Raw genomic sequence first — 26,259 nt, forward strand, 5'->3', positions numbered from 1 at the left:
GTGGCGTCCATCACCCTTCACAATCTGGGCAAGCTTTATGCCGGCGGCAGCCGCGCGGTGGGCGACGTGAACCTGGACATCGCCGATGGCGAATTCATCGTGCTGGTCGGCCCCTCGGGCTGCGGCAAGTCCACGCTTCTGCGCATGGTCGCGGGGCTCGAGGAAATCTCCGAGGGCGAGGTCCGCATCGGCGACCGTGTCGTGAACAAGCTGGAACCGGCCGAACGCGACATCGCCATGGTGTTCCAGAACTACGCGCTTTACCCGCATATGTCGGTGCGCCAGAACCTGGCCTATGGCCTGAAGAACCGCGGCACCCCGCGCGCCGAGATTGATCGCCGCGTGAACGAGGCCGCCGAGATCCTGCAGATCGGCCCCTTCCTCGACCGCAAGCCCCGCGCCCTGTCGGGCGGCCAGCGCCAGCGCGTCGCCATGGGCCGTGCCATCGTGCGCGAACCGGCCGCGTTCCTCTTTGACGAGCCGCTGTCGAACCTCGATGCGAAACTGCGCGTGGCCATGCGGCTGGAGATCAAGCAGCTTCAGAAGCGGCTGGCCACGACCTCGATCTATGTGACGCATGACCAGCTCGAGGCGATGACGCTGGCCGACCGGCTGGTCGTGCTGAACGGCGGCAAGGTCGAACAGATCGGCACGCCGCTAGAGGTCTATCGCCGCCCGGCCTCGGCCTTCGTGGCGGGCTTCATCGGCAGCCCGGCGATGAACCTGATCGACAGCCGCGCCGTGCCGCATCTGCCGGGCACCGCCCATGCGGGCATGGTCGGCATCCGCCCCGAGGACCTGACCCTTGCGCCGGACGGCCCCATCGAGATGCAGGTTCTGGCCATCGAGGAACTGGGCGCGCAGCGTCTGGTCCACGGCACGACCGGCGGCGAAAAGCTGACCATCGCCCTGCCGCCCGAGGGCGAGATCCCGGCGACCCTGCGCCTGAGCTACCGGCCCGAGGCCTTGCACCTCTTCGACCGGGAAACCGGCAAGCGCATCAACTGACAAGCAAAAAGGGCGCCCATTGGGCGCCCTTCCCGTCATGTCCGGCGATCAGCGATCGCGGAAATGGTCGTCGATGTGCTTCTCGGCCTCGTCCTTGGTCCAGCCGTATTTCTCTTGCAGCTTGCCGGCCAGCCGGTCCTTGTTGCCGTCGATCTGGTCCAGATCGTCATCGGTCAGATCGCCCCATTTTTCCTTGGCCGAGCCCTTGAGCTGCTTCCATTTGCCTTGGATGATATCCCAGTTCATGTCGGTCTCCTGCAATTACTGCGTGGTATGCGGGAACAACGACAAGCAGGCCGCGCAGGTTCCCCTAGCGCGGCGGCAGGACCGCGTCGCGCAGCGGGCGGTCCTCGACATGGGCGATCAGGTTCTCCAGTGCGCGCAGGGCCATATCGGTCCTGACCTCATCCGTGGCGGTGCCCAGATGCGGCAGCAGCGTGGCATTGGGCGCGGCGATCAGCGCGGGCGGCACATGCGGCTCAGCGGCATAGACGTCAAGGCCCGCTCCCGCGATGGTGCCAGTTTCCAGCGCGGCGATCAGCGCTGGTTCATCCACCACATCGCCCCGCGCAATGTTGATCAGGACCGAGTTGGGCCCAAGTGCTGACAGTTCCGCCGCCCCGATCATGCCCCGCGTCCCCGCCCCGCCCGGCACGGCGATCACCGCCACGTCGCTGGCGCGCAGCAGGTCATGCAGGTCGCGGATACGCTGCGCGGGCACGTCCAGCGACGACACGGCCGAGCGGTTGAAGAACATCACCTCCATCCCGAAGCCCAGATGGCAGCGCCGCGCGATGGCCTTGCCGATCCGACCCATGCCGATGATCCCGACGCGCCGCCCCGTCACGTCACGGCCCAGAAGCTGCGTCGGATTCCAGCCCTGCCACGCCCCTGCGCGCAGGATGCGTTCGCCCTCGGACGCGCGGCGCAGCGTCATCAGGATCAGCGTCATCGCCAGATCGGCGGTGGCATCGGTCACGACATCGGGCGTGTTGGTGACGGTCACGCCCGCCGCGTGGGCGGCCGCGATGTCGATATGGTTGTAGCCCGCGCCGAAATTGGCCAGCATCCGGCAGCGCAGCGGCCCGTCGAACGCTGCCGCGTTAAAGGCATCGCCAAGCGTCGGAATGATCGCGTCGTAGTCGCGCATCGCCTGCGCGGCTTCGGCTTCCGTCAGCGGATCATTGCCGCGAAAGGTCGCGTCGAAGCGCGCCGCGATCGCCGCCGTCGCGCGTTCGGTCATCGGGCGCGTCACCAGCAGCTTCAATAGAGCCTCCCGCCATTCGGCACGTCCAGATCGGGGCGGATCAGCACGACCTCGCCATCGGGATCGGGCACGCCCAGCACCAGCACCTCGGACCGGACGGGGCCGATCTGGCGCGGCGGAAAGTTCACCACGCACAGGACCTGCTTACCGATCAGCGTTTCGAGCGCGTAATGCCGCGTGATCTGGGCCGAGGATTTCCGTTCGCCCAGCTCGCCCAGATCCAGCCACAGCTTGATGGCAGGCTTGCGCGCCTCGGGGAAAGGTTCGGCGCGGGTGATCGTGGCGACGCGGATATCGACCTTGAGGAAATCGTCGAAGCTGATCGTCATGCCTGTCCCCGGCCAAGCTGGCGGCCGCGTTCGGTCGCGGCGGCGATGGTGCGCGCCATCAGGGGCGGCAGGCCGCGTTCGGCGTCCATCAGCTCGCGCAGCCCCGCCGCCGTCGTCCCGCCGGGCGAGGTGACGTTCTCGCGCAGCCGCGCGGGGTCCTCGTCCTCGTGCACGGCCAGCGCGCCCGCCCCGGCGACGGTGGCCCGCGCCAGATCCAGCGCCAGCGCGGGCGCAAGGCCCTGCGCCTCGCCGGCGGCGGCCATCGCCTCGATCATGTGGAACACATAGGCCGGGCCGCTGCCCGACAGGGCGGTGACGGCGTCCATCTGATCCTCGGATTCCAGCCGGACGACGCGGCCCACGGCGGACATCAGCAATTCGGCCAGCGCCAAATCACTGTCACCCGCGCGCGCATTGCCGATCATGGCCGAGATCCCCTGCCCGATCGCCGCGGGCGTGTTGGGCATCACCCGCACGATGGGCGCGCCCGGAAAGGCCGCCTCAAACGCCGCGATCGTGGTGCCGGCTGCGACCGAGACGACCAGCGTATCCGCAAGGCGCGGCATCTGGCCAAGCGCATCAGCCATCATCTGCGGCTTGACCGCCAGGACCAGAACCGCCGGATCGTCGGGCAAGGCCGCGTTCACGCGGAGGCCCTTGTCCTGCCATTCGGGGGCAAGCCTCGGGTCGATCACCGTGACCGCGCCGGGTTCCAGGCCGCGCGCCAGCCAGCCTTTCAGCATCGCGCCGCCCATCCGGCCGCACCCGACCAAGACCAGTCCGCGCCGGTTGATGTCGTCGAAATCGCTCATCTTTTCCCCCGCATCAGCTTGGGGGCAAGGCCCCCGTCAGGCGCGACCGTAGGTCTCGCCCAAGGCGATGTCCAGCGCGGCGGCGGGGCGGCTGTTGCCCCAGGCGACCAGCTGGAACGAGGGGTAGAAGCGTTCGCAGGCGGTCAGAGCATTGCCGATCATCTGGTCGATCTGCTCGGCCGAGGCGATGGCATCACCCGCCAGAACCAGCCCGTAGCGCCAGACCATCAGCCGCTGCTGCGCCCAGAAGGTGAAGCCGCCATCCCAGACCTGATCATTGGCCAGGTTCAGCGTCTCGTACAATTCGGCCATCCGGTCCGAGGGCGGGTCCATGTCAAAGGTGCAGATCAGGCGCAGCACCTCTTCGCGCGGCGACCAGGCCAGCGTCAGGGAATAGCTGCGCCACTGCCCCTCGACCACCATGGCGATCTGGTCGTCGGCCACGCGGTCGAAATCCCAGTCGTGATGGGTGGCGACGGCCTCGACAATGTCGATGGGGTGGATTTCGTCGCTGGCGATGTAGTGGTCGGTCTGTGCCATGCCTGCCTCGTCCTTCGCCCGGATGCGGTTCTGCCGCCGCTAACCCTATGGCGCCCGCGCTAGATGCGGCAGGGTCGCCGGAATGTTCTTACCATATATCGTGTGCGGCTTTCCCAGGGGTGTAAAGTAAAATTTCGTTAACGCATTGCCTGTGGACAGATTGCGTCCTAGCAGCAGGGTCTGTGCATAAAGCGGGCCAAGGGCAGGATCGCAGGGATGAAGCGGGATCACGGGGGCGATCTGGACGCGGCGCGGGCCCGGTTCGGGGGCGATGACTGGATCGACTTGTCCACAGGAATCAACCGCAATCCCTGGCCGGTGCCGCCTCTGACCGCGCAAAGCTGGACCGCCCTGCCGGGGGCCGAGGCCGAATCGCGGCTGATTCGAAAGGCCGCGTCCTGGTTCGGCTGCCCCCCCGATCACGTGCTGCCCTTGGCGGGGGCGACGGCCGCCATTCAGGCCCTGCCGCGCCTCGACCGGCCCGGTCGGGCGGCGGTTCTGTGGCCCAGCTACAACGAACACGGCGCCAGCCTTGCAGCGGCGGGATGGCAGGTCACGCGCGTGGAAGATCCGCAGCGGATGGCGGGCGCGGATCTGGCCGTCGTGGTGAACCCGAACAACCCCGATGGCCGCGAATGGCCGCCCGTGGCGCTGGCCCGGCTGGCCTCCGATGTCGGGCGTCTGGTCGTGGATGAGAGCTTCGCCGATCCGCGCCCCGACCTGTCGCTGGCCCGCGCGATTCCCGACAACGCGGTGATCCTGCGCAGCTTCGGCAAGTTCTGGGGTCTGGCCGGGCTGCGTCTGGGCTTTGCGCTGGCGCGCCCCGAAACGCTGGCCGCATTGCGCGAGATCGCGGGCCCCTGGGCAGTCAGCGGCCCCGCGCTTGAGATCGGGGCCTTGGCGATGGCCGACCGTGCCTTTGCTGACGAGACCATCGTCTATCACAGCGAGGCCGGTCTGTGGCTGGACATTCAGGCCGCCCGCGCGAGCTGGGATTGCGTCGGCGGAACGCATCTCTTCCGGCTGTATGCTACGCCCGACGCAAGGGCCGCGCAGGACCGGCTGGCCCGCGCCCGGATCTGGTCGCGGCGGTTCCCCTGGTCGGATCGCTGGCTGCGTCTGGGCGTTCCCGGCACGCGCGAGGAACGCGACCGCGTGGCGGATGCATTGCGCGGCTGACAAAGCCCGCGCCAGCAGGCAGGATGGCGCCATGACCGCGCCTCTCTTGTGCATCCTTGCCGCCCTTGCCGTGACATTTTCGCCGCAGAAGGCTGCAGCGGATGCGGCGCTGATCATCCTTGATCGGGGGCAGTTGCCCTTTGAACTGGGGCCGGGCCATCCGGCCAACAGCCCGACCCGGCCCGGCAACGCGCCCCATGCCTCGTGGAATTCGGGCGCGAACACGGCGAATGGCGGGTCGGTCTGGCAGAACCGGCCCTCGAACCCGGCGAACGAGAACAGGCTGATCTTTACCGCGCATGGCGATGTTCTGGGCTATTACGCGCCGAATGCGGGGGGCGTGCTGAACCTCTTTGACGTGAACGGGCGGCGCGTCGCCTATCGCCCGGCGCAGGGGACGAAAAGCCTGTTCTCGACCGCGGGGCAATGGTGCGGCACGGTGGACAGCCCGCGCGGCGGCGGCATGGTGCTGGCGATGACGCCCGAATGCGCGCGGCTTTTCGCGGGCAACGGGGGCTGACGCAAAACCGTTACCATCGGGGCTTACCAAGCCGCAAACCCTTCGCAGGAGACGAGGATGGACGACAGCGCCAAGGATTGGCTGGCCGCCGAGCTTCAGGAAACGCTGGACGAGGATGTCGAGATCGAGCTTGAGGACGCCGTCCTCTCGGAAGAGATCCGGCGCATCTATCGCAGCCATCACCCCGACCAGATGGACCGCAAGCTCTACTTTACCGAGCTTCTGCGCCTGCAATCGGAACTGATCCGGCTGCAGGACTGGGTCAGCCACCACAAGGAAAAGGTCGTCGTCATCTTCGAGGGCCGCGACAGCGCCGGAAAGGGCGGCGCGATCAAGCGCATCACGCAGCGCCTGAACCCCCGCGTCGCGCGTGTCGTCGCCCTGCCTGCGCCGTCGGACCGCGAAAAGACGCAATGGTATTTCCAGCGCTACGTCCCCCACCTGCCCGCCGGCGGCGAGATCGTCCTGTTCGACCGCAGCTGGTACAACCGCGCGGGCGTCGAGCGCGTGATGGGCTTTGCCTCCGAGGATCAGGTCGAGCAGTTCTTTCAGGACGTGCCCGAATTCGAACGCATGCTGGTGCGGTCGGGCATCAGGCTGGTGAAATACTGGTTCTCGGTCACCGACGAGGAACAGCAGATGCGCTTTCTGATGCGCATCCACGACCCGCTGAAACAGTGGAAGCTGTCGCCCATGGACCTGCAATCCCGCGTCCGGTGGGAGGCCTATACAAAGGCCAAGGAAGAGATGTTCGAACGCACGAACATCCCCGAGGCGCCGTGGTACATCGTGCCGGGCAACGACAAGAAGCGCGCCCGGCTGAACTGCATGAGCCACCTGTTGGACCAGATCCCCTACGAGGACGTGCCGCACGACCCGATCTCGCTGCCCGAGCGCGTGTTCAACCCCGATTACGAACGCGACGTCCTGCCGCGCGAGCTATACGTCCCGCAACGCTACTGATGGCGGCATTTCGCACGGTTGCGGAACGCGCGCGCGGACGTCACTGTTGTCCGGCAGCGGATCATGTTCGGACCGCTGGTCAGGAGGAACCATGCCCAAGGGCTACTGGATCGCGCATGTGACGATAGACGACCCCGCTGCCTATGACGCCTATCGCGCGGCCAATGCGGCACCCTTCGCCGAATATGGCGCGCGCTTTCTGGTGCGCGGCGGGCCGCAGGATGTGGTCGAGGGCAAGGCCCGCCCCCGCAGCGTGGTGATCGAGTTTCCCAGCATCGAGGCCGCCCGAGCCTGCTATGCCAGCCCCGCCTATCAGGCGGCCAAGGCGCTGCGCAACCCGGTCTCGGCTGCGGATGTCCTGATCGTCGAAGGCTACGACGCTGACGGAGGCCGGTAGCGCGATGTTCAGGGATCTTCTCAACCGCCTGATGGGCGACACGCCGCCCGCCTCGCCCCTTCAGGGCGAGGATGCCGAACTGGCCATCGCCGCGCTTCTGGTGCGGGTGGCCCGCGCCGACGATCATTACGACGAGGCCGAGCGCCAGCATATCGACCGCGTTCTGGCCTGCCGCCGCGGCCTGACCCCCGACGAGGCCGCCGCCCGCCGCCATCAGGCCGAAGAGATCGAGGCCGAGGCCGCCGACACCGTCCGCTTTACCCGCCAGATCAAGGACCGCATCGCGCTGGAGGATCGCGCGGGCGTTCTGGCCGCCATGTGGGAGGTCGCCTATGCCGACGACACGCGCGGCCCGGACGAGGAAAGCCTGATCCGTCTGGTCGCCGGGCTTCTGGGCGTGACCGACCGCGAGAACGGCCAGATCCGGCATCAGGTGCTGGGCCGGATGGGCCTGCCCCGGACCTAGAACCCCAGCCGGTCGCGCAGCCCATACCAGGCCATGCCCGCGACCAGCAGCGGCTGGCGCAGCATCGCGCCGCCCGGAAAGGGCCGCCCCGGCACCGAGGCCATCACGTCGAAGCGTTCGGCCTGCCCCGCCACGGCCTCGGCCATCAGGCGGCCGGCCAGATGCGCCAGCGCGACGCCGTGACCGGAAAAACCGCTGGCCGACAGGCAATTCGGCGCGGGCCGGGCGAAGCACGGCATCCGGTTCATGGTGATCGCCAGCGTGCCGCCCCAGGCATGGGTCAGCTCGACCCCGTCAAGCTGCGGATAGACCGCCAGCAGATGCGGGCGCACGACGGCGGCGATATCGGCGGGAAAGCGGTAGGTCACCGTCTCGCCGCCGCCAAAGACCAGCCGCCGCTGTTCGTCCAGCCGCCAGTAATTGACTACGAATTTCGTGTCGGCCACGGCGATCCGCTCGGGCAGGATCTCGGGGAAATCATCGCCAAGGGGGCGGGTCGCGACGATGTAATTGTTGATCGGCATGACGCGCGCCGCGATGCCGCGATCAAGGCCGCCCAGATAGCCGTTGCAGGCCAGGATCACATGATCCGCGCGCAGCGCGCCTTGGGCGGTGGCGATCCGGCTGGCCTCGCCTGCGCGGGTGGCGTGGTCGATCCGCGTGACCTCGGAGCGTTCATGGATGACCGCGCCCGCCGCCTCGGCCAGCCGGGCCAGGCCCAGCACCAGCGCCAGGGGCTGCACATGGCCCGCGCCCCGGTCCAGATCGCCGCCCGCATAGACGGCGCTGCCAAGCGCATGGGCCAGCGCGTCGCGATCCAGCGCCTCGACATGGGGATAATCGTAGCGGGCGGCCAGATGCTCGGCCATCTGGTGGGCATGGTCGATCTCGGCCTGACTGCGGCAGGCATGGGCGATTCCATCGCGGACCGGAACGCCCGCCTCGGAGGCGATCTGGCGGGTCAGGGCCTTGGCCTCCTCGGCCAGATCCCACAGGCGGCGCGCCATCTGCGGACCCAGCCGCGATTCCAGCCAGTCAACCTCTTGCCGCTGGCCGCTGCCGATCTGCCCGCCATTGCGACCCGACGCGCCAAAGCCCACCCGCTGCGCCTCGAGCACGACCACCCGGTAGCCGCGCCGCGCCAGATGCAGCGCCGCCGACAGGCCGGTATAGCCCGCCCCGATCACCGCGACATCGGCGCGGACCTCGCCCTTCAGCGAAGGCCGCGCATCCGCCGCCGCCTCGGCGGCATAGAGGCTGGGTGGATAGGCGCCGGGACGGTCGTTCAGATGCAGCAGGTTCATACGTTCAGCAGCAGATGCTCGCGTTCCCACGGGCTGATGACCTGCAGGAATTCCTTGTATTCCAGCCGTTTGACGGCCTCGTAGACGGCGCAGAAATCGGCGCCCAGAACCTCGCGCACGCGCTCGCTTTCCGACAGAAGGTCCAGCGCGTCGCCCAGGTTATAGGGCAGCTCGTCCTCGGACATATAGGCGTCGCCCAGACATTCGGCGCGCGGGTTCTCGGCCTCGATCAGGCCCAGATAGCCGCAGGCCAGGCTGGCCGCGATGCCCAGATAGGGGTTGCAATCCATCCCCGCCAGCCGGTTTTCCAGACGCCGCGCCTCGGGGCCGGAAATCGGCACGCGCAGGCCCGTGGTGCGGTTGTCGCGGCCCCATTCCAGGTTAATCGGCGCCGCGAAGTCGGGGACATAGCGGCGATAGCTGTTCACATAGGGCGCCAAGAGCGCGATCACGGCGGGCAGGTGGCGCTGCATCCCGGCGATGAAATGCAGGAAGGCGGGCGTTTCGCGGCCCTGCTCGTCCGAGAACAGGTTCCTGCCCGTCGCCATGTCCACGACCGAGTGGTGGATATGCATGGCGCTGCCCGGCTCGTCCTCGATCGGCTTGGCCATGAAGGTGGCAAAGCAATCGTGGCGCAGAGCGGCCTCTCGGATGAGGCGCTTGAAATAGAAGATCTCGTCGGCCAGCGCGACCGGATCGCCGTGGTTCAGGTTGATCTCGACCTGACCGGCGCCACCCTCTTGCAGGATGCCGTCGATCTCGAATCCCTGCGCCTCGGCGAAATCGTAGATGTCGTCGATGACCTTGCCGTATTCGTCCACCGCCGACATGGAATAGGCCTGCCGCGCCGCCGCGCGACGGCCCGTGCGGCCCATCGGCGGAATGATAGGCTGGTTCGGGTCGATGTTGCGGGCGACCAGGAAGAACTCCATCTCGGGGGCGACGACGGGTTTCCAGCCGCGATCCTCGTAGAGCTTCATCACGCGTTTCAGCACGTTGCGCGGCGCGATGGGCACCGGATTGCCCTGCTGGTCCATCACGTCATGGATGACCTGCACCGTCCAGTCAGCGGTCCAGGGCGCGGCCGTGGCGGTCGAGTAATCCGGCGTCAGGATCATGTCGGGTTCGGTGAAGGCGCCCGAAGGGTTGTCGGCCCAGCCCCCGGTGATCGTCTGCAGAAAGATCGAGTTGGGCAGGTAGAACCGTTCCTGCCGCGCGAATTTCGAGGCGGGCATCGCCTTGCCGCGCGCAACGCCCGCGATGTCGGCGACGATGCATTCGACCTCGTCGAGCCTGCGGCCCGCCATGAAGTCGCGGGCGGCCTGCGGGGCCTTCTGGGTCCAGTCGCTCATGCTGCGCCCTCCTGCAGGGCGCGGGGCGCCTTGAAGAACGCCTCGATCCGGTCGGCCATTATGTGCGAATCCTTGGGCCTGCCCATGAGGCCTTCGGCCTGTTGCAGCAGGTCGTCGGGCACGACGCCCTTGGCGCGCGTCTCCATCAGCCCGCGGATGAACGCATCCGAGAATTCGGGATGCGCCTGCACGGTAAAGGCGCGGTCGTCATAGGCCAGCGCCGCGGCCTCGCAATGGGCATTGCGCGCGACGACGCGGGCGCCGGGCGGCAGATCGACGACCTGATCCTGATGCCAGGCGTTCAGTGTGACCGTCTCGCCGTCGAAATCGTAATCCTGCGTGCCGACCGCCCAGCCGCCCGGATATTTCATCACGCGCCCGCCCAGGGCCTGGGCGATGATCTGATGGCCGAAGCAGATGCCGACCAGCGGCACCCCCGCCCCATAGGCGCGGCGGATGAAATCCTCCAGCGGCGGGATGAAGGCGTGATCCTCGTAGGCGCCGTGCCGCGATCCGGTCAGCAGCCAGCCATCCGCGTCATCGGGGCCGGCGGGAAAGTCCATGGCCTCGACATGCCAGGTCGTGAAGTCGAAGCCGCGCCCCGCCAGAAGCTGGACGAACATGTCGGGGTAATCGCCCAGACTGTCCTTGAGCGGCGCGGGCGACTGGCCGCATTGGAGGATGCCGATACGCATGAATGTTCCTGCTGTTGCGGTATGGCCTCAAGGTAGCCATGCGGGGCGGGGGGCCGCAAGGGGCTGGCCCGTGCTTTGACGACGGGTTTCGACGGGCTGGCCCCGGTCGCGCCGAGGGACTAGGCTGGCCGCGTCAGCAACCGACAGGCCTGTCATGACCCATCCCGAACCCGCCCTGCCCCCCATGCCGCAGGGCGTGACGATCAGCCCCGAACCGCCAACCGGGGCCGCGCTGGACCTGCTGTTTCAGCGCCACCACCAGGCGATGCATGCCGACACGCCGCCCGAATCGATCCACATGATGCCGCGTGAGGCGCTGGTCTCGCCTCAGATCGCGTTTTTCGTGCTGCGAGAGGGCGACCAGCCCCAGGCGATGGGCGCGCTCAAGGATCTGGGCGGCGGTCTGGCCGAGATCAAGTCGATGCATGTCCTGGCCGAGACGCGCGGCCGCGGCCTGTCGCGGCTGCTGCTGCGCCACATGATCGCCATCGCCCGCCAGAGAGGATTCTCGCGGCTGTCGCTGGAAACCGGCGCGCAGCCCAGCTTTGCCGCCGCCCGCAGGCTTTACGCAAGCGAGGGCTTTGCCGAATGCCCGCCCTTCGGCGATTACCGGCCCGACCCGAATTCGACCTTCATGACCCTGTCGCTGGATTGACACCGATGCGCCCTACCCTTGCCGCCCTGTTCCTGCTGCTGCCCCCGGCCGCCTTGGCCGAGACCCCCGAATTTCTGCCCGTCACCTATGAATGCGAACGCGGCGTGACGCTGCCCGTCATCTATGTGAACGGCCCGGATGACCACGCGCGGGCCATCGCCTGGATCGAAGGCGGGCTGCGCGTCCTGCGAATCGCCCGCTCGGCCTCGGGCGCGCGTTATCGCGAGGACGCAGCCGGATACGAGATCTGGGGCAAGGGCGACAGCGCCACCCTGTCCCACGGAGCCGAGGGTTCGGAAACCGTGCTGCTGTCCGAATGCCGCGCCCTGCCCGGCTGATGCGCCGCTGCATGCCATTGGGCTTGGACTTTGGGGGCGGCGGGCGCTAAGGAAGCAATCGGCGAAGCCTCCGTAGCTCAATTGGATAGAGCACCGGTCTTCTAAACCGACGGCTGCAGGTTCGAGTCCTGCCGGGGGCGCCAGTTTCGCCTTGCAACTCCACTTGTGCAGCCGCCATCGCCGCACCGTCAGGAGACCATTACCCATGATCGCAAACACCCTTGCCGATCTGCAGGCCGTCCGCGAGGTCAGCAGCAAGAACTTCAGGGTTGAGAAGGTCACCATGGACAGCGCCGCCGACTGGGGCCTGCATGACGGCGCGCTGCAACATGCGTCGCGGGGATTCTTTGCCGTCGTGGGCGTCCGGTCCCGGACCGGGCCGCGCGCCGAGCGGGTGCTGCTTTATCAACCGCAGGCCGCGATCACGGGCCTTCTGCACTGCGTCCACGAAGGGCGGCGGCATTTCCTGATCCAGGCCCGCGCCGAGCCGGGCTGCGTGGACGAGGTGCAGTTTGGCCCCACGATCCAGTCCACCCCGGCCAACTACATGCGGATGCATGGCGGGGCGGGTTCGCCCTATGCGGATGCGTTCATCACCCATGACCCGCGCGTCACAATCACCGGCGACACGACGCAATCGGATCTGGGCCTGCGTTACCTGATGAAAAGCAAGCGGCTGATCCTTGCCGAATATCACGGCCCGATGGAGGCCAAGCCGGGTTTCGTCTGGGCCTCGGCCGATGCGATCCGGGACGCGATCGCGTGCAGCACCTTCCTGAACATAGACCTGCGGGGGCTGCTGGCGCTGTCCGACTGGTCCGCGCAGCCCGGTCGGGGGCTGGAACCTGCGTCGGCCTCGGTCGCGCGCAGCCTGTCGCGCCCGGTCCGCCCCGACAGGCTAGGGCGGCTGCACGCCGATCTTGCCACGGCGACGGCGGCCTATGACCCTGTCGCGCTGGACCGTCTGGCGAATTGGCGGCTGGATGGGACCGGCCTGCACGAAATCGAGCCCGCGCAGGGTTTCTCGGTCGAATTCTACAAGGTGCAGGCCGCCCTGCGCGAGGTCGGCAGCTGGAGCCAACCGTTGGTGAACAGCCATGGCGAGGGGTATTGCGGCCTCGCCCTGCGCCATAATGACGAGGGCGTCGAGGTTCTGGTCCAGGTCGCGCACGAGGCGGGCCTTGCCTCGGGCTCGGGCGTGGCGCCGACCTTCCTGCACTATCCGGGCGCCCGGCGGGGGGCCGTGCCGCAGGGCCGGACGCTGATCGGGACCGTCGAATCCGACGAGGGCGGGCGCTTCTTCCGCGATGTCAGCCGATACGAGATCTTCACCGCACCGGATGCCGATCTGCCGTCCGACCAGGGCTTCCACTGGCTGAACCTGGCCGAACTGAAGCTGCTGCTGCGCACTTCGAATGTCTGCACGATCCAGATGCGTGGGCTTGCCTCGCAGCTTCTGGCGCTGAGGGATGGCTGATGCTGGGCATCTGCATCGTCTTTCTGCTGGCGGACGAATGGGGCGAATTCCTGGCCCGTTCGGTGGTCGAACAGATCAGGCGGACGACGACCGGCCCCTATCGCATCTACGGCTACGCCCCCCGCGCCACCGACGCCCATCTGGCGGTCCTGCAGGGGCTGGACGTAACCTTCCTGCCGGTCCCCGAGCCCGCCACCAAGGGCATGCGGATCGCGCATGAGCACAGCTTCTTTCTGGACCATCTCGTGTCGCATGCCTTCCGCGACGGCTGCGATCACGTCGCGACCTTCGACATGGATTCATGGCCGGTCAGCGCGGGCTGGGACCGGACCTACAGCGCGATGCTGTCGCAGCAAGTCCCGGTCGCCGCCATCGTCAGAACCGAACTGACCGACAATTTCCCCTTTGCCGCCTTCCTGATGATGCCGCGCGGCTTCTGGCGCGAGGGGATCTCGTCCTTCGCCAGCCGGGACGAGGCCTCGCCCAGCCGCCGCCCCGGCGAGACGGGCAGCGGCATCCTGGAACAGCTTGCGCGCGAGGGGCGGGACTTTCTGCGGCTGGAACGGACGAACCGCTGGAACCCGCACCCGATCATCGGCGGGCTTTACGACGACGCGTTCTTCCACCTGGGCGCCGGGTCGCGGTCGTCGGTCTTTCTGTCGGACGACCAGCATTACGCGCTGAACGGCAGGCCGCAACGCAAGACCTTCGCGATGGCAGTGAACAGCGCGATCCGCGACTGGGTGCTGGGGGCGATGCGGGCCGACCATGACGCGCTGATCGCGGAACTGGCCGAGGGCACGCTGCGCCGCTTCGCGCCGATCCGCACCGTCGCGCGCGGCATTCCGCCTCAGATCGCCATGACGCACTGGTCCACGCGGCTTGATGGGGAATGACGGGCCAAAGGCATGTCCCGGCGCGGTCGGCCCGCGCCGGGAAGGGTCGGATCAGAAGCGATAGCCGACGCGCAGGCGGAAGGTCGTGACCTCGACATTCAGCACGTCGTCGTCGAACTCGTGGTAAAGCACCTCGCCCCCGACCAGCAGGTTGTTCGAGACGCGATGATCGTAGCCCGCGCCGATCAGATAGCCCACGCCATCCTTGACCGCGAAATTGTTCAGCGCGCCGACGACCGAATTGGTCGAGGCCCCGACCACGCCCGCCACGCCATAAACCAGACCGTCGCCGATGGGCGTGCCGACCCGGCCCTTGAGCCGCGCGGTCGTGTTTACCTTCACCGCATCCGCGCTGCCCAGAATGTCACGCCCCACGACATAATCTGTCGTGTCGAAATCAAACTCGGCGCCAAGGACGACATTGCCGATCTGGTGGTTGTAGCCGGCGAAGAAGCCGACCGACTCGCCATCGCCGGGCAGTTCCAGATCGCCTGCGGGCTTGACCGTCGCCGTGATGTCCGAGCCGCCGAAGGACAGGCCGCCATAGGCCCCGGTCCAGTCGCCGGCCGCCATACCGTCCGAGGCGGCCGTGACGACGACGGGCGAATCGACCATGCCCGGAACGAAGCCCCCCGCATGAGCGGCAAAGGTGGAAAGAGCGAGGGCCGCCGAGGCAGCGAAAGTCTGGGTCAGGCGCATGAAGATCTCCAGTTTGGAAAACGGATAATTGACTGGTTTCGCGGGAAATCCGGCTGCCTACAGCGCGGCCGGTTTGTCCCTCGAAGAGTTACGAGGCCCGAGCGTGCTTCACTTCACGCGGAACGGCGTGTGGCGATCACATCAGCGTGATCGCCGCCGCGCCGGGCTGGTCCGGTCGGTGCGCAGAACGGCCAGTTCGGCGCGAATTCGGGCGGATCGCGCAAAGGGATACCAGCGCCGCGGCACGGCATGGGCCAGGACCGCCAATGCGGACAGGACCAGCGCCGCCGCCAGCCAGGTTGCCTGCCCGCCGCGCAAACCCGCGACGAGCAGCGCAATGCCAAATGCGATGCCAAGGGGGTTGCGCCGAAACTGCGCGCCACAGCCACCGCAGGTGATTGTCTCGAGATCGGCTTCCTCGCCGCATCTGGTGCAGAGCATGGTTTTCCTCCGACGCGGAACGGGCCCGTGCCCGCCGGTGAGTGCACACGTGGCGGGCTTTGTGGGGCGGGCGCGCCCATCGGCCAGGGGCGGCGCACCGCCCCATGACCTTTGCGATGCGCTCAGGCGCCCTGTTGCAGCATCACGCCGTTCTTGACGTGACGATGCGCCAGACCGCGCCCTTCGCGCCCCGTCAGCAGCTTGCGGGCAGCAGCAGGAGCCGTCGCCCTGCCGTCCACGGCCAGCGTCGGGAAGATCCGCAGGATCTCGGCCCGGCCTTCCGAGCCGACCGCCTTCAGCGCCTCGGGGCCGGTATAGAGGCTCTCGGTGAAGGTGCCTTCCGACAGAACGACCTCGTGCTTTTCGCACATGAAGTGGGTGTAGGTGACGCCTGCCTCCCACGGGGCTTCCTCGATCCCGGGCAGGCCGACCAGATGCTTGGCGGCAACCAACGCCTCGGACACGTCGAAAAGCCGCAGGATGATGCGCGAATTGACCAGAACGCGGTGCTGCGGCGAGACGATCATGTCACGCGAGGGCATGTCCGGCCCAAGCGCACCTTGGCGGATGAGGATCGGGCGCATCTTTTCGCCCGCACGCAGCAGGTTGCCGGACAGATAGCGGCTGCCGACCCAGACGATTTCCTGAAAACCGTTGTCGCGGGTCAGAACGGACATGCCCGGTTGCAGGCTTGCAGCGGGGACAAGCCCCAGCAGTGTCTCGATCAGCGTGTCGGCGGCAAAGCAGATCGGGCCGCCGGGGAAGGTATAGTCCACCTCGCTGACCGACACGATCAGCGCGACGGTGCCAAGGATGTTCGGCGCGCCCTCGGGATACATGAAAATCAGCTGGTTGCCCGATTGCAGGACCACGACAGGGACGCGGGTTCCAAGGGGAACGGTGATGCCCAGCTGCCGCACCCCCGGCTGCACGGTCCCGGAACCAAGCACCGTCGCGGTGCGGCCGTCGCCCAGGGTCACGGTTTCGCCCACGATGAGTTGGCTGTTATTGTCGGTGACGGTGGTCGTTGTCGTCGCCCCAAAGCGATTCAACAGAAGGTTGGCACTGTCCGGCGAAAGAAGCGAAACCGAAGCGAGCGAGCCATTGTAGTTCTGAACTGTAACGTCATTGCTGATAAGCGACATGCGGCGACTCCTGGAGACACGAGGGGCGACGGCGCTCAAGCGCCATGCCCCGGTGACTACGAAGCGGATCCAGACATGTTTCAGAAAATTTTAACTAGTTTCACGCTTGGTCAGCGTGCTGCCTAAGCGCTTGTTCAGCGTAGGAAAAGCAGCCAGATCACGGCGGCCTTGATCGCGAGGACAACGCCGACAGGCACGGCCACGCGCGGCTGCGCCAGCGCTTTCAACAGCGATGCAGCGCGCTGTCTCATGGTCTTTTGCGTGGCCACGCCGAACAGCCGGGCCTCGATCAGAGGCAGCATGTCCGGAGCGGGCATGGGAGAGAATGCGGCATTCATTCCGGCAAGCCGCGTCTCCCACTCGGCAACCAGCGCCCTGAGTGCTGGGCTGGCGCGCATCCGCGCCTCGAAGGCCGCGCGGTCGGCCATGTCGGCCACCCCCAGCACGTATTCGGCGGCGGCTAAACCGTCATCGTCGAGGTCATTCATGACGTATCCCCAGCCCGGCCATGCAATCGCGCAGCCGCAGAAGCGACCGCCGCAGCCAGGTCTTCATCGTGTTCACAGGGGTGCCGCTTGCTCGGGCCAATTCTTCGTAACTCCAACCTTCAAGATAGGCAAACCGGACATAGCTGGCCTTTGAGGGGTCAAGCTGAGCCAGGCATTGATCGAGCCCCGATGCGATCTGCGCGCTGAGCGTCGCATTCTCGGGGGTAGGCGCGTCCGAGACCGTCTCGGGGTCGATCTCTTCCGTGGTCGGGCGGCGTTTGCCGCTTCGCAACCGGTCGATTGCGGCGTTGCGCGTCAGCGCAACAAGCCATGTTCGCTCCGAAGCGAGCGCCGGGTCAAAGCGCGCGGCTTTGGTCCAGACGCGGACGAAAACCTCCTGCATCACCTCTTCGGCCTCGGGACGATCCCGCAGCATCCGCATCAGGATACCATATACGAGATTCGCATTCGAAGCATAAAACAAGGCAAAACTTTTCCTGCATCCATTGGCAATATTGCCAAGGAGTTTCTGACTTTCGCCAGCACCTGTCATTTTCGGACTATTTGTCACGGCTGAGTATGATTTGGCTTGATTTATCTGTGAAGTCGCTACACTCGGTTGTTCATCCAGTCATAAACAAAGGGGAGGCTTGGGTATGGGACCGCTCGGAAAGATCCTTTTGATCGTATTTATCGGAACACATGTTCCGTTGATCGTGATGGGCGGCACCTTGCTCTTCCTCGACGTGGAAACCCGTAGCACGCTTCTGTTGATCCTCCTTGTCTCGACCGTTGCCGGCGCCTTTACATCCATGTTTGCCGCCGCACAGGTCCTTCGATCGTCCCAGAGCCGGGTCGCAGCTTAAGGCCTGTCATGGATCAATACGGCGCGACGCGACCAAAGTTTCGCGCCCTTCCGCAGATTTATGCAAGCTATTGACAGATAGTGGTTTCGACCGCAGAAAACTTATGGCTTCGAGGATCGGGCGCGCACCCGCGCACGCCTTCTGCGGGCAGGGTGCGGTGGATGCACAAATTTCACGCGTGATGCGAGGCTTGCGAAATGCTGGGTGCGGCTTATTGCCACACATATTTTCCAGCCGAAATTCAGAAAATATATATCGCAGCCCCGCCTCGTGTTAATGATAAATTGCTTTAGCCCATATAAAATATTGTGCCCATGAGGCGTTAACTTGACAGGCAATCAGTATCAAAATTTGCTATGGATTCAATATCAACTGACGATCCGACGATTTCTCAATATTTCCTCGCAATACCTCTTGGCCAAGAGAGCGAAGGTGGATTTTCTTGGTAGGATCGGCCCACTCTCCCCGCTTGACACACGGGACGAAATAGCCGCACGAACCCGATCAGTAGTGCGCAAAGACACCCTTGATCGCATAAAGACGTGGAAGCGATCGGATCTTGCGTCGCCAGCATCAGACGCCGTCGCGGCGGGCGAGATGAGGAAAAACAGTCATCTTCGGGCTCCAAATGGGAGACTGAAGCCCTTTTCACCACCGAAGCAGTGTCCCAACCCCGGTTTGACAGTAACAGACCCCCGAAGGGAAACGTTAATGATATTAACTGATGAGTGAGATATTGGCTCCGGCGGTAGGGATCGAACCTACGACCAATTGATTAACAGTCAACTGCTCTACCGCTGAGCTACGCCGGAACACAGGGGCCGTATAGCAACCGGGTCTGACGGCGTCCAGAGGGCTGTCGCATTTTTTTCACCGCGCCGGCGCGAAACGGCAGGAGAACGAAATTTCTCCTTGGCAATCAATGGCTCCGATGTCGTGAAGCGCGATCAGATGGGCCAGGACATTGCGCTCGGCGGCGGGCAGAAGCGAAGGCGGCACGTCGTAGAGACGCCGCGCCAGTCCGGCCGCAGAGTCGGGAGTTTCGTGCAGGGCCGACAGGATCTGTGCGGTTCTCAGGCGGCGATGGGCCAGCAGTTCGGCGACCCGTGCGGCCGGCGCCGTGATTGGGGCACCGTGGCCGGGATGGAGGATCTCGGCCCCTGCCCCCGCGATCCGCGCCATCGAGCGCAGATAGTCCGACAGATCGCCATCGGGCGGCGAAATTAGCGTCGAGGTCCAGCCCAGCACGATATCGCCGCAGAACATCGCCCTCCCCCACCGAAAGCACAGATGGCTGCCCGCATGGCCGGGCGTGTGCAGTGCCTCGATCGGGCCGGCGGGGCTGTCGATCACGGCGCCGTCGGACAGCAGCCGGTCGGGGGTGAAATCCAGATCCAGCCCCTCGCCCCCGCCGACGGATTGGTCGGCCAGCGCCTGCATCCGGGCCGAGCGTCCGTGAAGCGCACCGCCAAAGGCCAGCACCGGCGCGCCGGTGAGCCGCGACAGGCGCGCGGCACCCGCGCTGTGGTCGCGATGGGCGTGGGTCACCAGGATCATCGCGATCCGGCCATCGGCGGCCTGAACCACGGCCTCCAGGTGCGCGGGATCATCGGGGCCGGGATCGATCACGACCCGGGCGCCTTCGCCCAGCAGATAGGTGTTGGTCCCCAGTCCCGTCAGGGCCGAGGGGTTGGGCGCCAGCACCACCTTCAGGTCTTTCGCAACAGCCTGCATGGCGGTAGCCTAGGGCCGCATTCGGGGGATTTCCATGACCAAACCGCGCGAGGATGGCGTATTCGGCGGCCTGTTCGCGGGCTTCGTGCCGCGTGGCCTTTATACCCGCGCCGCGCTGATCCTGTTCCTGCCGGTGATCGTGGTCACGCTGGTCGTCTCGGTCATGTTCTTGCAGCGCCATTTCGAGGGCGTGACGCGCCAGATGACCGAAAGCACGGTGCGCGAACTGGTTGTGGTCGCCGAACGGATCGAAAGCGCCGCCACGCCAGATGAGGCGCGCATCATCGGCGGCGCCATCGCCGGGGCGCTTGGCCTGACGCTGCAACTGCCCGCCGCGCCGCGACAAGGCGATCGGCGGCGGGCCTATGACTTTTCGGGGCGGGTGGTGATCGAGATGCTGCGCGCGGGCGTGCCGGGCCTGCAGGCGATCGATCTGGCCACGGACGAAAAGCGAGTTCTGGTCGTGCTGCAGGGGCGGCACGGCCCCTATGCGCTGGATTTCGACCGGCGCCGCGTCAGCGCGTCGAACCCGCATCAGTTGCTGGTGCTGATGGTTTTCACCTCGCTTCTGATGACGGGGATCGCGACGATCTTCCTGCGTAACCAGCTGCGCCCGATCCGCCGCCTGGCCCATGCCGCCGAGGAATACGGCAAGGGGCGGGTCGTGCCCTATCGGCCCTCGGGCGCGGTCGAGGTGCGCAGCGCGGGCACCGCCTTTTTGGACATGCGCAACCGGCTGGAACGCCAGAACGAACAGCGCAAGCTGATGATGTCGGGGATCAGCCATGACCTGCGCACGCCGCTGACCCGGCTGCGGCTGAGCCTGTCGATGATCTCGCCCGAGATGCCGCCCGATGCCGAGGATGTCGCCGCGATGGAGGCCGACATTTCCGAGATGAACCGCATGGTGGACGGCTTTCTCGATTATGCCCGCGACGAGGCGCAGGACAGCCCCGCCGCCCTGACCCCCGTGGCGGGCTTTCTGGACAGCGTGCTGGCCGATGCCGAACGCGCGGGCCAGCCCGCCCGCCTGATCCAGTTCGAGGGCGACGCATCCGGCGCCGCCGTCTTTCGCGCCGACATGCTGCGCCGCGCGCTGGAAAATCTGATCGGCAATGCCGCCCGTTACGGCAAGGTCGTGGAACTGGACGCAACCCTCGGGCCGCGCAGCCTGCGCATCGGGGTCGAGGATGACGGGCCGGGCATCCCCGAGGACAGTCTGGACGCGGTGATGCGCCCCTTCACGCGGCTGGACCCGGCGCGGCGGCGCAACCGGCAGCAGGGCGCGGGGCTGGGCCTTGCCATCGCGGCCGACGTGGCGCGCGCCCATGGCGGCCAGCTGCGTCTGGGGCGCGGCGGCCGGCTTGGCGGACTGCGCGCTGAACTGGTGATCCCGCGCTGATCGCGGCCCGCCCCGGCTGGCACGAAGCCTGCAAAGACGGGCCGCAGGGACGCCGGGGGATATAGCGTGTATTCGAAGCGTCATATTGAACGAAAGCGGGCGCGGACTTAGATTGGCTCGACGCAGGGGCCGTGCGTCGCCATGACGGGGCCACGGCTTCGGGCAGGAAAGGAAGAATGATGAACGAATTGACCTCTGCGACCTACCCGGTTCTGCCGCTGCGCGACATCGTGGTGTTTCCGCACATGATCGTCCCGCTTTTCGTGGGCCGCGAAAAATCGGTGCGGGCGCTGGAAGCGGTGATGGAAAGCGACAGCCCCATCCTGCTGGCCGCGCAGAAGGATGCCGCCGTGGACGAGCCGTCCGAGGATGGCATCTACACGACCGGCGTTCTGGCCAATGTGCTGCAATTGCTGAAACTGCCCGACGGCACCGTCAAGGTGCTGGTCGAGGGGCGCGAACGTGTGCGCATTGCGGGCTTCGTTCCCAATGACGACCATTTCGAGGCCATCGCGCACCCGGTTGAGGAATCGCCGGGCGACGAGGCCGCGTCCGAGGCGCTGATCCGCACCGTGGCCGAGGAATTCGACCGCTACGTGAAGATCCGCAAGAACATCCCCGAAGAGGTCGTGGCCGCCGTGTCCGAGGCGCGCGAACCCGGCAAGCTGGCCGATCTGGTGGCCGGCCATCTGGGCGTGCCGCTGGACCGCAAGCAGGAACTTCTTGAAACCGACGACATCGCCGAGCGTCTGGAAAAGATCTACGGCCTGATGCAGGGCGAGATGTCGGTCCTGCAGGTCGAGAAGAAGATCAAATCCCGCGTCAAGACCCAGATGGAGAAGACGCAGCGCGAATATTACCTGAATGAGCAGATGAAGGCCATTCAGAAGGAGCTTGGCGATGGCGAGGACGGCCAGAACGAACTGACCGAACTGGAAGAGCGTATCAACAAGACCAAGTTCAGCAAGGAGGCGCGCGAAAAGGCGGAATCCGAGCTGAAGAAGCTGAAATCCATGTCGCCCATGTCGGCCGAGGCCACCGTCAGCCGGAATTATCTGGACTGGCTTCTGGCCCTGCCCTGGGGGATCAAGTCGCGCACCCGCAAGGACCTGCCGCGCGCCGAGGCCATTCTGGATGCCGACCATTTCGGGCTGGAAAAGGTCAAGGAACGCATCGTCGAGTATCTTGCCGTGCAGGCGCGCAGCCAGAAGCTGAAAGGCCCGATCCTGACGCTGGTCGGTCCTCCGGGCGTCGGCAAGACCTCGCTCGGCCGCTCGATCGCCAAGGCGACGGGGCGCGAATTCATCCGCATCTCGCTTGGCGGCGTGCGCGACGAATCCGAGATCCGGGGCCACCGTCGGACCTATATCGGCTCGATGCCCGGCAAGATCATCCAGGCGCTGAAGAAGGCCAAGACCACGAACCCGCTGATCCTGCTCGACGAAATCGATAAGATGGGTCAGGATTTCCGCGGCGATCCGGCCTCGGCGATGCTCGAGGTGCTTGATCCCGAACAGAACTCGACCTTCGTGGACCACTATCTGGAAGTGGAATACGACCTGTCGAACGTGATGTTCGTGACCACGGCCAACAGCTACAACATGCCCGGCCCCCTGCTGGACCGGATGGAGATCATCAGCCTGTCGGGCTACACCGAGGATGAGAAGCGCGAGATCGCCAAGGGCCACCTGCTGCCCAAGCAGATCGCCGCGAACGGCCTGCGCAAGGGCGAATTCAGCGTGACCGACGAGGCGCTGACCCATGTAATCCGCTATTACACCCGCGAGGCGGGCGTGCGGTCGCTGGAGCGCGAGATCGCCAAGCTGGCCCGCAAGGCCGTGACCGAGATCCTCAAGGGCCGCGTCAAGTCCGTCGAGGTGACGTCCGAAAAGGCCGAGGAATATCTGGGCGTCCGCCGCCACCGCTACGGCCTTGCCGAGAAAGAGGATCAGGTCGGCGTCGTGACCGGCCTCGCCTGGACTTCGGTCGGGGGCGATCTTCTTCAGATCGAGGCGCTGCGCCTGCCCGGCAAGGGCCGGATGAAGACGACCGGGAAACTGGGCGACGTGATGAAGGAATCGATCGACGCGGCCTCCAGCTTCGTCCGGTCGGTGGCGCCGGAAATCGGGGTGAAGCCCCCGGAATTCGACCGCCGCGACATCCACGTCCACGTCCCCGAGGGCGCGACGCCCAAGGACGGGCCCTCGGCGGGCATCGCCATGGTGACTTCGGTCGTGTCGGTGATGACCGGCATTCCGGTCCGCAAAGATGTCGCCATGACCGGCGAGGTCACCTTGCGCGGCAATGTGCTGGCCATCGGCGGGCTCAAGGAAAAGCTGCTGGCGGCGCTGCGCGGCGGCATCAAGACGGTGCTGATCCCGCAGGACAACGAAAAGGATCTGGCCGAGATCCCGGACAACGTCAAAGAGGGGCTGACCATCATCCCCGTCAGCAATGTCCGCGAGGTGCTGAAACAGGCGCTGGTCCGGATGCCCGAACCGGTCGAATGGGACGAGGCCGCCGAAGAGGCCGCCGAAGCCGCCCGTCTGGCCGCCCGTAACCAGGGTGACGCGCAGGGCAAGTCCGTCGCGCATTGACGCCAGATTCCTCGGATCCAGGGGCCGGGTGCGAACCCGGCCCCTTTTCGTTGCGGCAAGCCCCATCCAGGAAAAGGCAGCGGCAGCAACGCGACGCTTCGGGCGACCACGCCGTGGAGGATCGTCATGACCCAAGCGCCCGACCCTCGCGCCAATCAGCGCATGGCCTTTGTCATGCACAAGCGCGATTTCGTCGAACGCGTCCAGGCCCCGACCGGCGCAGGCCGCGGCAAGGCCCTGCCAGTGATCGGGGCGGCCGTGGCGCAGCGCGGCGTCGTGCTTTCGGCAGGCCAGACGCTGACGCCCCCCCTTTGGCCGCGCTCGGATCGCCACCGAAACCGATGCGCGCGGCAGCGAGGTCATCGCGCGCCGCCCCGCGCCCTGAGTGGTCCGGGCCGCGCGATCAACCTCTTGCAACCCTCCGCATCTGGCGCTAGAAGCCGCGTCACCGGGTGATTAGCTCAGTGGTAGAGCGCTTCGTTCACATCGAAGATGTCGGGGGTTCAAATCCCTCATCACCCACCATCCACCCTTTCAAAAGCGCCCGATGCGCGGCGCGCGCGCCCAAGGAAAGGCTTGATCGCCCAACCGTTTCGCGCAAGGTAGCGCCGCGGCCCGCAGGGGCTGCGGGCAACAACAGGCGCAGGGATCATGGACGGCATTCTGGCACTTGCGGCAGAGAATCTCATCTCGCCGATCATCCTGTTCTTCGCATTGGGCTTTGCCGCAGCCTTCGCGCGATCCGATCTCAGCGTCCCCGAGGCCGTGGCCAAGGGCATGTCGCTTTATCTGCTGCTGGCCATCGGCTTCAAGGGCGGTGCAAGCGTTGCCGCGCATGGGGTGGACGCCACGCTGATCCTGTCATTGCTGGCGGGTCTGGTCCTGTCCTTCGTGCTGCCATTCATCGCCTTTGGCCTTTTGCGGACGATGACCGGGCTGTCGGTCATCGACGCGGCTGCGGTCGCGGCGCATTACGGCTCGATCTCGATCGTGACCTTCGTAGCGGCCAGTTCCGTCCTGACCGCCTCGGGGCTGGTCTTCGAGGGCTACATGGTCGCCGTCGCCGCCGCGATGGAGGCCCCCGCCATCCTCAGCGCGCTCTGGCTGGTCGCGCGCGCAGGCAACCCCCGCACCGGTTCGCAGGGCGGATCGGGCAGCGGCATGGACCCGGAATTGCTGCGCGAGATCCTGCTGAACGGGTCGATCGTGCTGCTGATCGGCGCCTTCGCCATCGGCGCGATCACCGGGCAAGAGGGGCTGGCCCGGATCGAGGCCTTCATCGTCGCCCCCTTCCAGGGCGTGCTGTGCCTGTTCCTTCTTGACATGGGGCTTGTCGCGGGGCGCGGGCTGCGCGACACGCGCGGCCTGTTGCGGCCCGGCCTGCTGGCCTTCGGCATCCTGATGCCGCTGACGGGTGCCACGCTCGGGCTGGTGGCGGGCGGATTGCTGGGCCTGTCGGTTGGCGGCATCATGCTGATGATGACGCTGTCGGCCTCGGCGTCCTATATCGCGGTTCCGGCCGCCATGCGCGTCGCCCTGCCCGAGGCGAACCCGGCCGTCTATCTGACGCTGGCCTTGGGCATCACCTTCCCGTTCAACCTGACCATCGGAATCCCCATCTATCTGGCTGTGGCCCAGGCAATCTTCGGAGGCTGAGACGATGCAGACCCACAAGGCGAAACGCGTGGAAATCACCATCGAGGCCGTGATGGAACGCCGTCTGGCGGAATCGCTGGAAAAGGTCGGCGTGACGGGCTTCACCATCCTGCCGGTTCTGGGCGGGTCGGGCCGGTCGGGCCGCTGGAGCCGCGAAGGTCAGGTCAGCCGTGCCAGCGGCATGATCAACGTCGTCTGCATCATCCGCCCCGAACGGCTTGAACCGCTGCTGGACGCGGCCTTCGGCGTGCTGGACCGCCATATCGGCGTGGTCAGCGTCACCGATTGCGAGGTCCTGCGCGCCGAGCGCTTCTGAGGCGTCAAAGCGAGGCCGTGACCTCGTCCAGAGCGGTCAGCACCCGCTCGGCGCCGCGCTCCGTCAGCAGCACCCCATGCGACTGTGCCAGCGCCGCCAGATGCCCGCCCCCGACAAAGCCGAGGGCGCGCATTCCGGCGGCGCGCGCGGCCTCGATCCCGGCGGGCGCGTCCTCGACCACCAAGCATTCGCCCGGCGCCACCCCCATCCGCTCGGCCGCCAGCAGGAACAGGTCGGGGGCAGGCTTGCCGCGCAAGACCAGATCGGCGCTGAAGACCCGGCCCGCAAAGCGCGGCGCAAGTCCCGTCACCTCTAGCGAGACATCCAGCCGCTGATACGCGCTGCCCGAGGCGATGCAATAGGCCACACCGCGCCGGTCCAGCGCGTCCAGAAGCTCGGTGATGCCCGGCATGGCGCGCAATTCCGCCCGGAACCGCGCAAAGAGCATGTCATACCAATGCGCCGCGAAACCGGGCTGGTCGCGGCCCGTCTCGGCCCGGATCGCCTGCGCGATGCGCGGCACCGAATTGCCCAGAAACCGCGCGCGCACCGCGTCGATGGTCAGGTCCAGCCCGAAATGGGCCAGCGTGTCGCGCAGCGTCGAAAGCGAGATGGGCTCACTGTCCACGACCACCCCGTCGAAATCGAAGATCACCAATCGGGTCATGGCACGGGTGTCGGCGCCTGTCGCGTCCTGAGACATGGGCGGTTCCTTTC

General features: G+C 66.4%; 29 protein-coding genes and 3 tRNA genes. 16 read left to right on the plus strand and 16 right to left on the minus strand.

What is annotated here, in order from left to right:
• Nucleotides 1–1,008: a sn-glycerol-3-phosphate import ATP-binding protein UgpC gene (locus tag ACTZWU_RS06960; RefSeq protein ID WP_444736635.1), complete on the plus strand. Its 1,008-nt coding sequence runs from the start codon at nt 1–3 to the stop codon at nt 1,006–1,008.
• Between the two features lie 48 nt (nt 1,009–1,056).
• Here ACTZWU_RS06960 and ACTZWU_RS06965 read toward each other — a convergent pair whose 3' ends face one another.
• The 5 genes from ACTZWU_RS06965 to ACTZWU_RS06985 all read right to left on the minus strand — a co-directional run bounded on the left by ACTZWU_RS06965 (nt 1,057) and on the right by ACTZWU_RS06985 (nt 3,956).
• A complete protein-coding gene (locus ACTZWU_RS06965; protein WP_444736636.1) occupies nt 1,057–1,254 on the minus strand; it encodes a CsbD family protein in 198 nt (65 codons plus the stop codon).
• A 64-nt stretch (nt 1,255–1,318) separates the two neighbouring features.
• On the minus strand, nt 1,319–2,275 hold the full coding sequence (locus ACTZWU_RS06970; protein ID WP_444736637.1) for a 2-hydroxyacid dehydrogenase: 957 nt from the start codon (nt 2,273–2,275) through the stop codon (nt 1,319–1,321).
• Entirely contained in the window at nt 2,272–2,604 is a 333-nt protein-coding gene (locus ACTZWU_RS06975) for a tRNA-binding protein (RefSeq protein WP_444736638.1), read from the minus strand. Before ACTZWU_RS06975 ends, ACTZWU_RS06970 begins: the two co-directional genes overlap by 4 nt.
• A complete protein-coding gene (gene proC / locus ACTZWU_RS06980) occupies nt 2,601–3,416 on the minus strand; it encodes a pyrroline-5-carboxylate reductase (protein WP_444736639.1) in 816 nt (271 codons plus the stop codon). Before proC ends, ACTZWU_RS06975 begins: the two co-directional genes overlap by 4 nt.
• 36 nt (nt 3,417–3,452) lie before the next feature.
• Entirely contained in the window at nt 3,453–3,956 is a 504-nt protein-coding gene (locus tag ACTZWU_RS06985; protein ID WP_444736640.1) for a YbjN domain-containing protein, read from the minus strand.
• Nucleotides 3,957–4,172: 216 nt separating this feature from the next.
• Between ACTZWU_RS06985 and cobD the strand changes: the two genes are divergently transcribed.
• The 5 genes from cobD (at nt 4,173) to ACTZWU_RS07010 (ending at nt 7,481) form a co-directional block, all read left to right on the plus strand.
• Nucleotides 4,173–5,135 carry a threonine-phosphate decarboxylase CobD gene (gene cobD, locus ACTZWU_RS06990; protein ID WP_444736641.1) on the plus strand — a complete coding sequence of 321 codons (963 nt, stop codon included), beginning with the start codon at nt 4,173–4,175 and terminating at the stop codon, nt 5,133–5,135.
• Between the two features lie 31 nt (nt 5,136–5,166).
• Nucleotides 5,167–5,655, plus strand: a complete 489-nt coding sequence (locus tag ACTZWU_RS06995) for a hypothetical protein (protein WP_444736642.1) — start codon at nt 5,167–5,169, stop codon at nt 5,653–5,655.
• Nucleotides 5,656–5,712: 57 nt separating this feature from the next.
• Nucleotides 5,713–6,618, plus strand: a complete 906-nt coding sequence (ppk2, locus tag ACTZWU_RS07000; RefSeq protein WP_444736643.1) for a polyphosphate kinase 2 — start codon at nt 5,713–5,715, stop codon at nt 6,616–6,618.
• A gap of 91 nt (nt 6,619–6,709) precedes the next feature.
• Entirely contained in the window at nt 6,710–7,015 is a 306-nt protein-coding gene (locus tag ACTZWU_RS07005; RefSeq protein WP_444736644.1) for a DUF1330 domain-containing protein, read from the plus strand.
• A 4-nt stretch (nt 7,016–7,019) separates the two neighbouring features.
• On the plus strand, nt 7,020–7,481 hold the full coding sequence (locus ACTZWU_RS07010; RefSeq protein WP_444736645.1) for a tellurite resistance TerB family protein: 462 nt from the start codon (nt 7,020–7,022) through the stop codon (nt 7,479–7,481).
• Here the strand turns inward: ACTZWU_RS07010 and ACTZWU_RS07015 are convergent.
• The 3 genes from ACTZWU_RS07015 to ACTZWU_RS07025 are packed head-to-tail and all read right to left on the minus strand — an operon-like array spanning nt 7,478 to nt 10,832.
• Nucleotides 7,478–8,785 (minus strand): NAD(P)/FAD-dependent oxidoreductase, encoded by a 1,308-nt coding sequence (locus ACTZWU_RS07015; RefSeq protein WP_444736646.1) that lies wholly within the window; start codon nt 8,783–8,785, stop codon nt 7,478–7,480. The genes ACTZWU_RS07010 and ACTZWU_RS07015 overlap by 4 nt on opposite strands.
• Nucleotides 8,782–10,137 (minus strand): glutamine synthetase family protein, encoded by a 1,356-nt coding sequence (locus tag ACTZWU_RS07020; RefSeq protein ID WP_444736647.1) that lies wholly within the window; start codon nt 10,135–10,137, stop codon nt 8,782–8,784. The genes ACTZWU_RS07015 and ACTZWU_RS07020 overlap by 4 nt, the downstream gene beginning before the upstream one ends.
• A complete protein-coding gene (locus tag ACTZWU_RS07025) occupies nt 10,134–10,832 on the minus strand; it encodes a type 1 glutamine amidotransferase (protein WP_444736648.1) in 699 nt (232 codons plus the stop codon). The genes ACTZWU_RS07020 and ACTZWU_RS07025 overlap by 4 nt, the downstream gene beginning before the upstream one ends.
• 154 nt (nt 10,833–10,986) lie before the next feature.
• Between ACTZWU_RS07025 and ACTZWU_RS07030 the strand changes: the two genes are divergently transcribed.
• The 5 genes from ACTZWU_RS07030 to ACTZWU_RS07050 all read left to right on the plus strand — a co-directional run bounded on the left by ACTZWU_RS07030 (nt 10,987) and on the right by ACTZWU_RS07050 (nt 14,198).
• The gene (locus ACTZWU_RS07030; protein ID WP_444736649.1) at nt 10,987–11,487 is read left to right on the plus strand and encodes a GNAT family N-acetyltransferase; all 501 of its coding nucleotides are present in this window, start codon (nt 10,987–10,989) and stop codon (nt 11,485–11,487) included.
• 5 nt (nt 11,488–11,492) lie between these two features.
• The gene (locus ACTZWU_RS07035; RefSeq protein ID WP_444736650.1) at nt 11,493–11,825 is read left to right on the plus strand and encodes an MliC family protein; all 333 of its coding nucleotides are present in this window, start codon (nt 11,493–11,495) and stop codon (nt 11,823–11,825) included.
• Nucleotides 11,826–11,891: 66 nt separating this feature from the next.
• A tRNA-Arg gene (locus ACTZWU_RS07040) sits at nt 11,892–11,968 on the plus strand.
• 62 nt (nt 11,969–12,030) lie between these two features.
• Nucleotides 12,031–13,302, plus strand: a complete 1,272-nt coding sequence (locus ACTZWU_RS07045) for an NDP-hexose 2,3-dehydratase family protein (protein WP_444736651.1) — start codon at nt 12,031–12,033, stop codon at nt 13,300–13,302.
• Nucleotides 13,302–14,198, plus strand: a complete 897-nt coding sequence (locus ACTZWU_RS07050; RefSeq protein ID WP_444736652.1) for a hypothetical protein — start codon at nt 13,302–13,304, stop codon at nt 14,196–14,198. The genes ACTZWU_RS07045 and ACTZWU_RS07050 overlap by 1 nt, the downstream gene beginning before the upstream one ends.
• A gap of 51 nt (nt 14,199–14,249) precedes the next feature.
• On the opposite strand, the gene ACTZWU_RS07055 is transcribed toward ACTZWU_RS07050, so the two are convergent.
• The 7 genes from ACTZWU_RS07055 to ACTZWU_RS07085 all read right to left on the minus strand — a co-directional run bounded on the left by ACTZWU_RS07055 (nt 14,250) and on the right by ACTZWU_RS07085 (nt 19,571).
• On the minus strand, nt 14,250–14,897 hold the full coding sequence (locus tag ACTZWU_RS07055; RefSeq protein ID WP_444736653.1) for an outer membrane protein: 648 nt from the start codon (nt 14,895–14,897) through the stop codon (nt 14,250–14,252).
• A gap of 141 nt (nt 14,898–15,038) precedes the next feature.
• Nucleotides 15,039–15,338, minus strand: a complete 300-nt coding sequence (locus tag ACTZWU_RS07060) for a hypothetical protein (RefSeq protein ID WP_444736654.1) — start codon at nt 15,336–15,338, stop codon at nt 15,039–15,041.
• 122 nt (nt 15,339–15,460) lie between these two features.
• Complete coding sequence (locus ACTZWU_RS07065) at nt 15,461–16,483, minus strand: Hint domain-containing protein (protein WP_444736655.1); 1,023 nt, start codon at nt 16,481–16,483, stop codon at nt 15,461–15,463.
• Nucleotides 16,484–16,617: 134 nt separating this feature from the next.
• Nucleotides 16,618–16,971, minus strand: coding sequence for a hypothetical protein (locus ACTZWU_RS07070; protein ID WP_444736656.1), 354 nt, complete (start codon nt 16,969–16,971; stop codon nt 16,618–16,620).
• The gene (locus ACTZWU_RS07075; RefSeq protein WP_444736657.1) at nt 16,964–17,524 is read right to left on the minus strand and encodes a sigma-70 family RNA polymerase sigma factor; all 561 of its coding nucleotides are present in this window, start codon (nt 17,522–17,524) and stop codon (nt 16,964–16,966) included. Before ACTZWU_RS07075 ends, ACTZWU_RS07070 begins: the two co-directional genes overlap by 8 nt.
• A gap of 1,050 nt (nt 17,525–18,574) precedes the next feature.
• Nucleotides 18,575–18,649: transfer RNA gene (locus ACTZWU_RS07080), tRNA-Asn, on the minus strand.
• A 58-nt stretch (nt 18,650–18,707) separates the two neighbouring features.
• Nucleotides 18,708–19,571: an MBL fold metallo-hydrolase gene (locus ACTZWU_RS07085; RefSeq protein WP_444736658.1), complete on the minus strand. Its 864-nt coding sequence runs from the start codon at nt 19,569–19,571 to the stop codon at nt 18,708–18,710.
• Between the two features lie 34 nt (nt 19,572–19,605).
• Here ACTZWU_RS07085 and ACTZWU_RS07090 point away from each other — a divergent pair, with 34 nt between their 5' ends.
• The 5 genes from ACTZWU_RS07090 to ACTZWU_RS07110 all read left to right on the plus strand — a co-directional run bounded on the left by ACTZWU_RS07090 (nt 19,606) and on the right by ACTZWU_RS07110 (nt 25,542).
• On the plus strand, nt 19,606–20,973 hold the full coding sequence (locus tag ACTZWU_RS07090) for an ATP-binding protein (protein WP_444736659.1): 1,368 nt from the start codon (nt 19,606–19,608) through the stop codon (nt 20,971–20,973).
• Between the two features lie 179 nt (nt 20,974–21,152).
• Nucleotides 21,153–23,570, plus strand: coding sequence for an endopeptidase La (gene lon, locus ACTZWU_RS07095; protein WP_444736660.1), 2,418 nt, complete (start codon nt 21,153–21,155; stop codon nt 23,568–23,570).
• Between the two features lie 450 nt (nt 23,571–24,020).
• Nucleotides 24,021–24,095, plus strand: a tRNA-Val gene (locus tag ACTZWU_RS07100).
• A 126-nt stretch (nt 24,096–24,221) separates the two neighbouring features.
• Nucleotides 24,222–25,226, plus strand: a complete 1,005-nt coding sequence (locus tag ACTZWU_RS07105; protein WP_444736661.1) for a sodium-dependent bicarbonate transport family permease — start codon at nt 24,222–24,224, stop codon at nt 25,224–25,226.
• A 4-nt stretch (nt 25,227–25,230) separates the two neighbouring features.
• Nucleotides 25,231–25,542 (plus strand): P-II family nitrogen regulator, encoded by a 312-nt coding sequence (locus ACTZWU_RS07110; protein WP_444736662.1) that lies wholly within the window; start codon nt 25,231–25,233, stop codon nt 25,540–25,542.
• A 4-nt stretch (nt 25,543–25,546) separates the two neighbouring features.
• On the opposite strand, the gene ACTZWU_RS07115 is transcribed toward ACTZWU_RS07110, so the two are convergent.
• Complete coding sequence (locus ACTZWU_RS07115; protein ID WP_444736663.1) at nt 25,547–26,245, minus strand: HAD family hydrolase; 699 nt, start codon at nt 26,243–26,245, stop codon at nt 25,547–25,549.
• Nucleotides 26,246–26,259: the final 14 nt, after the last annotated feature.

The sequence above is a fragment of the Paracoccus sp. NSM genome (genome assembly GCF_052379855.1).
In the GTDB taxonomy this organism is placed as follows: Bacteria; Pseudomonadota; Alphaproteobacteria; order Rhodobacterales; family Rhodobacteraceae; genus Paracoccus.

Coding starts and splice junctions, on each gene's coding strand:
- ACTZWU_RS06995 (WP_444736642.1), top strand. CDS start 5,167: ATGACCGCGCCTCTCTTGTGCATCCTTGCCGCCCTTGCCGTGACATTT.
- ACTZWU_RS07050 (WP_444736652.1), top strand. CDS start 13,302: ATGCTGGGCATCTGCATCGTCTTTCTGCTGGCGGACGAATGGGGCGAA.
- ppk2 (WP_444736643.1), top strand. CDS start 5,713: ATGGACGACAGCGCCAAGGATTGGCTGGCCGCCGAGCTTCAGGAAACG.
- ACTZWU_RS07015 (WP_444736646.1), bottom strand. CDS start 8,785: ATGAACCTGCTGCATCTGAACGACCGTCCCGGCGCCTATCCACCCAGC.
- ACTZWU_RS07025 (WP_444736648.1), bottom strand. CDS start 10,832: ATGCGTATCGGCATCCTCCAATGCGGCCAGTCGCCCGCGCCGCTCAAG.
- ACTZWU_RS07085 (WP_444736658.1), bottom strand. CDS start 19,571: ATGCAGGCTGTTGCGAAAGACCTGAAGGTGGTGCTGGCGCCCAACCCC.
- ACTZWU_RS07075 (WP_444736657.1), bottom strand. CDS start 17,524: ATGACAGGTGCTGGCGAAAGTCAGAAACTCCTTGGCAATATTGCCAAT.
- ACTZWU_RS07005 (WP_444736644.1), top strand. CDS start 6,710: ATGCCCAAGGGCTACTGGATCGCGCATGTGACGATAGACGACCCCGCT.
- ACTZWU_RS07060 (WP_444736654.1), bottom strand. CDS start 15,338: ATGCTCTGCACCAGATGCGGCGAGGAAGCCGATCTCGAGACAATCACC.
- cobD (WP_444736641.1), top strand. CDS start 4,173: ATGAAGCGGGATCACGGGGGCGATCTGGACGCGGCGCGGGCCCGGTTC.
- lon (WP_444736660.1), top strand. CDS start 21,153: ATGAACGAATTGACCTCTGCGACCTACCCGGTTCTGCCGCTGCGCGAC.
- ACTZWU_RS07115 (WP_444736663.1), bottom strand. CDS start 26,245: ATGTCTCAGGACGCGACAGGCGCCGACACCCGTGCCATGACCCGATTG.
- ACTZWU_RS07035 (WP_444736650.1), top strand. CDS start 11,493: ATGCGCCCTACCCTTGCCGCCCTGTTCCTGCTGCTGCCCCCGGCCGCC.
- ACTZWU_RS07090 (WP_444736659.1), top strand. CDS start 19,606: ATGACCAAACCGCGCGAGGATGGCGTATTCGGCGGCCTGTTCGCGGGC.
- ACTZWU_RS06975 (WP_444736638.1), bottom strand. CDS start 2,604: ATGACGATCAGCTTCGACGATTTCCTCAAGGTCGATATCCGCGTCGCC.
- ACTZWU_RS07030 (WP_444736649.1), top strand. CDS start 10,987: ATGACCCATCCCGAACCCGCCCTGCCCCCCATGCCGCAGGGCGTGACG.
- ACTZWU_RS06965 (WP_444736636.1), bottom strand. CDS start 1,254: ATGAACTGGGATATCATCCAAGGCAAATGGAAGCAGCTCAAGGGCTCG.
- ACTZWU_RS07110 (WP_444736662.1), top strand. CDS start 25,231: ATGCAGACCCACAAGGCGAAACGCGTGGAAATCACCATCGAGGCCGTG.
- ACTZWU_RS07055 (WP_444736653.1), bottom strand. CDS start 14,897: ATGCGCCTGACCCAGACTTTCGCTGCCTCGGCGGCCCTCGCTCTTTCC.
- ACTZWU_RS07065 (WP_444736655.1), bottom strand. CDS start 16,483: ATGTCGCTTATCAGCAATGACGTTACAGTTCAGAACTACAATGGCTCG.
- ACTZWU_RS07105 (WP_444736661.1), top strand. CDS start 24,222: ATGGACGGCATTCTGGCACTTGCGGCAGAGAATCTCATCTCGCCGATC.
- proC (WP_444736639.1), bottom strand. CDS start 3,416: ATGAGCGATTTCGACGACATCAACCGGCGCGGACTGGTCTTGGTCGGG.
- ACTZWU_RS07010 (WP_444736645.1), top strand. CDS start 7,020: ATGTTCAGGGATCTTCTCAACCGCCTGATGGGCGACACGCCGCCCGCC.
- ACTZWU_RS07045 (WP_444736651.1), top strand. CDS start 12,031: ATGATCGCAAACACCCTTGCCGATCTGCAGGCCGTCCGCGAGGTCAGC.
- ACTZWU_RS07070 (WP_444736656.1), bottom strand. CDS start 16,971: ATGAATGACCTCGACGATGACGGTTTAGCCGCCGCCGAATACGTGCTG.
- ACTZWU_RS06985 (WP_444736640.1), bottom strand. CDS start 3,956: ATGGCACAGACCGACCACTACATCGCCAGCGACGAAATCCACCCCATC.
- ACTZWU_RS07020 (WP_444736647.1), bottom strand. CDS start 10,137: ATGAGCGACTGGACCCAGAAGGCCCCGCAGGCCGCCCGCGACTTCATG.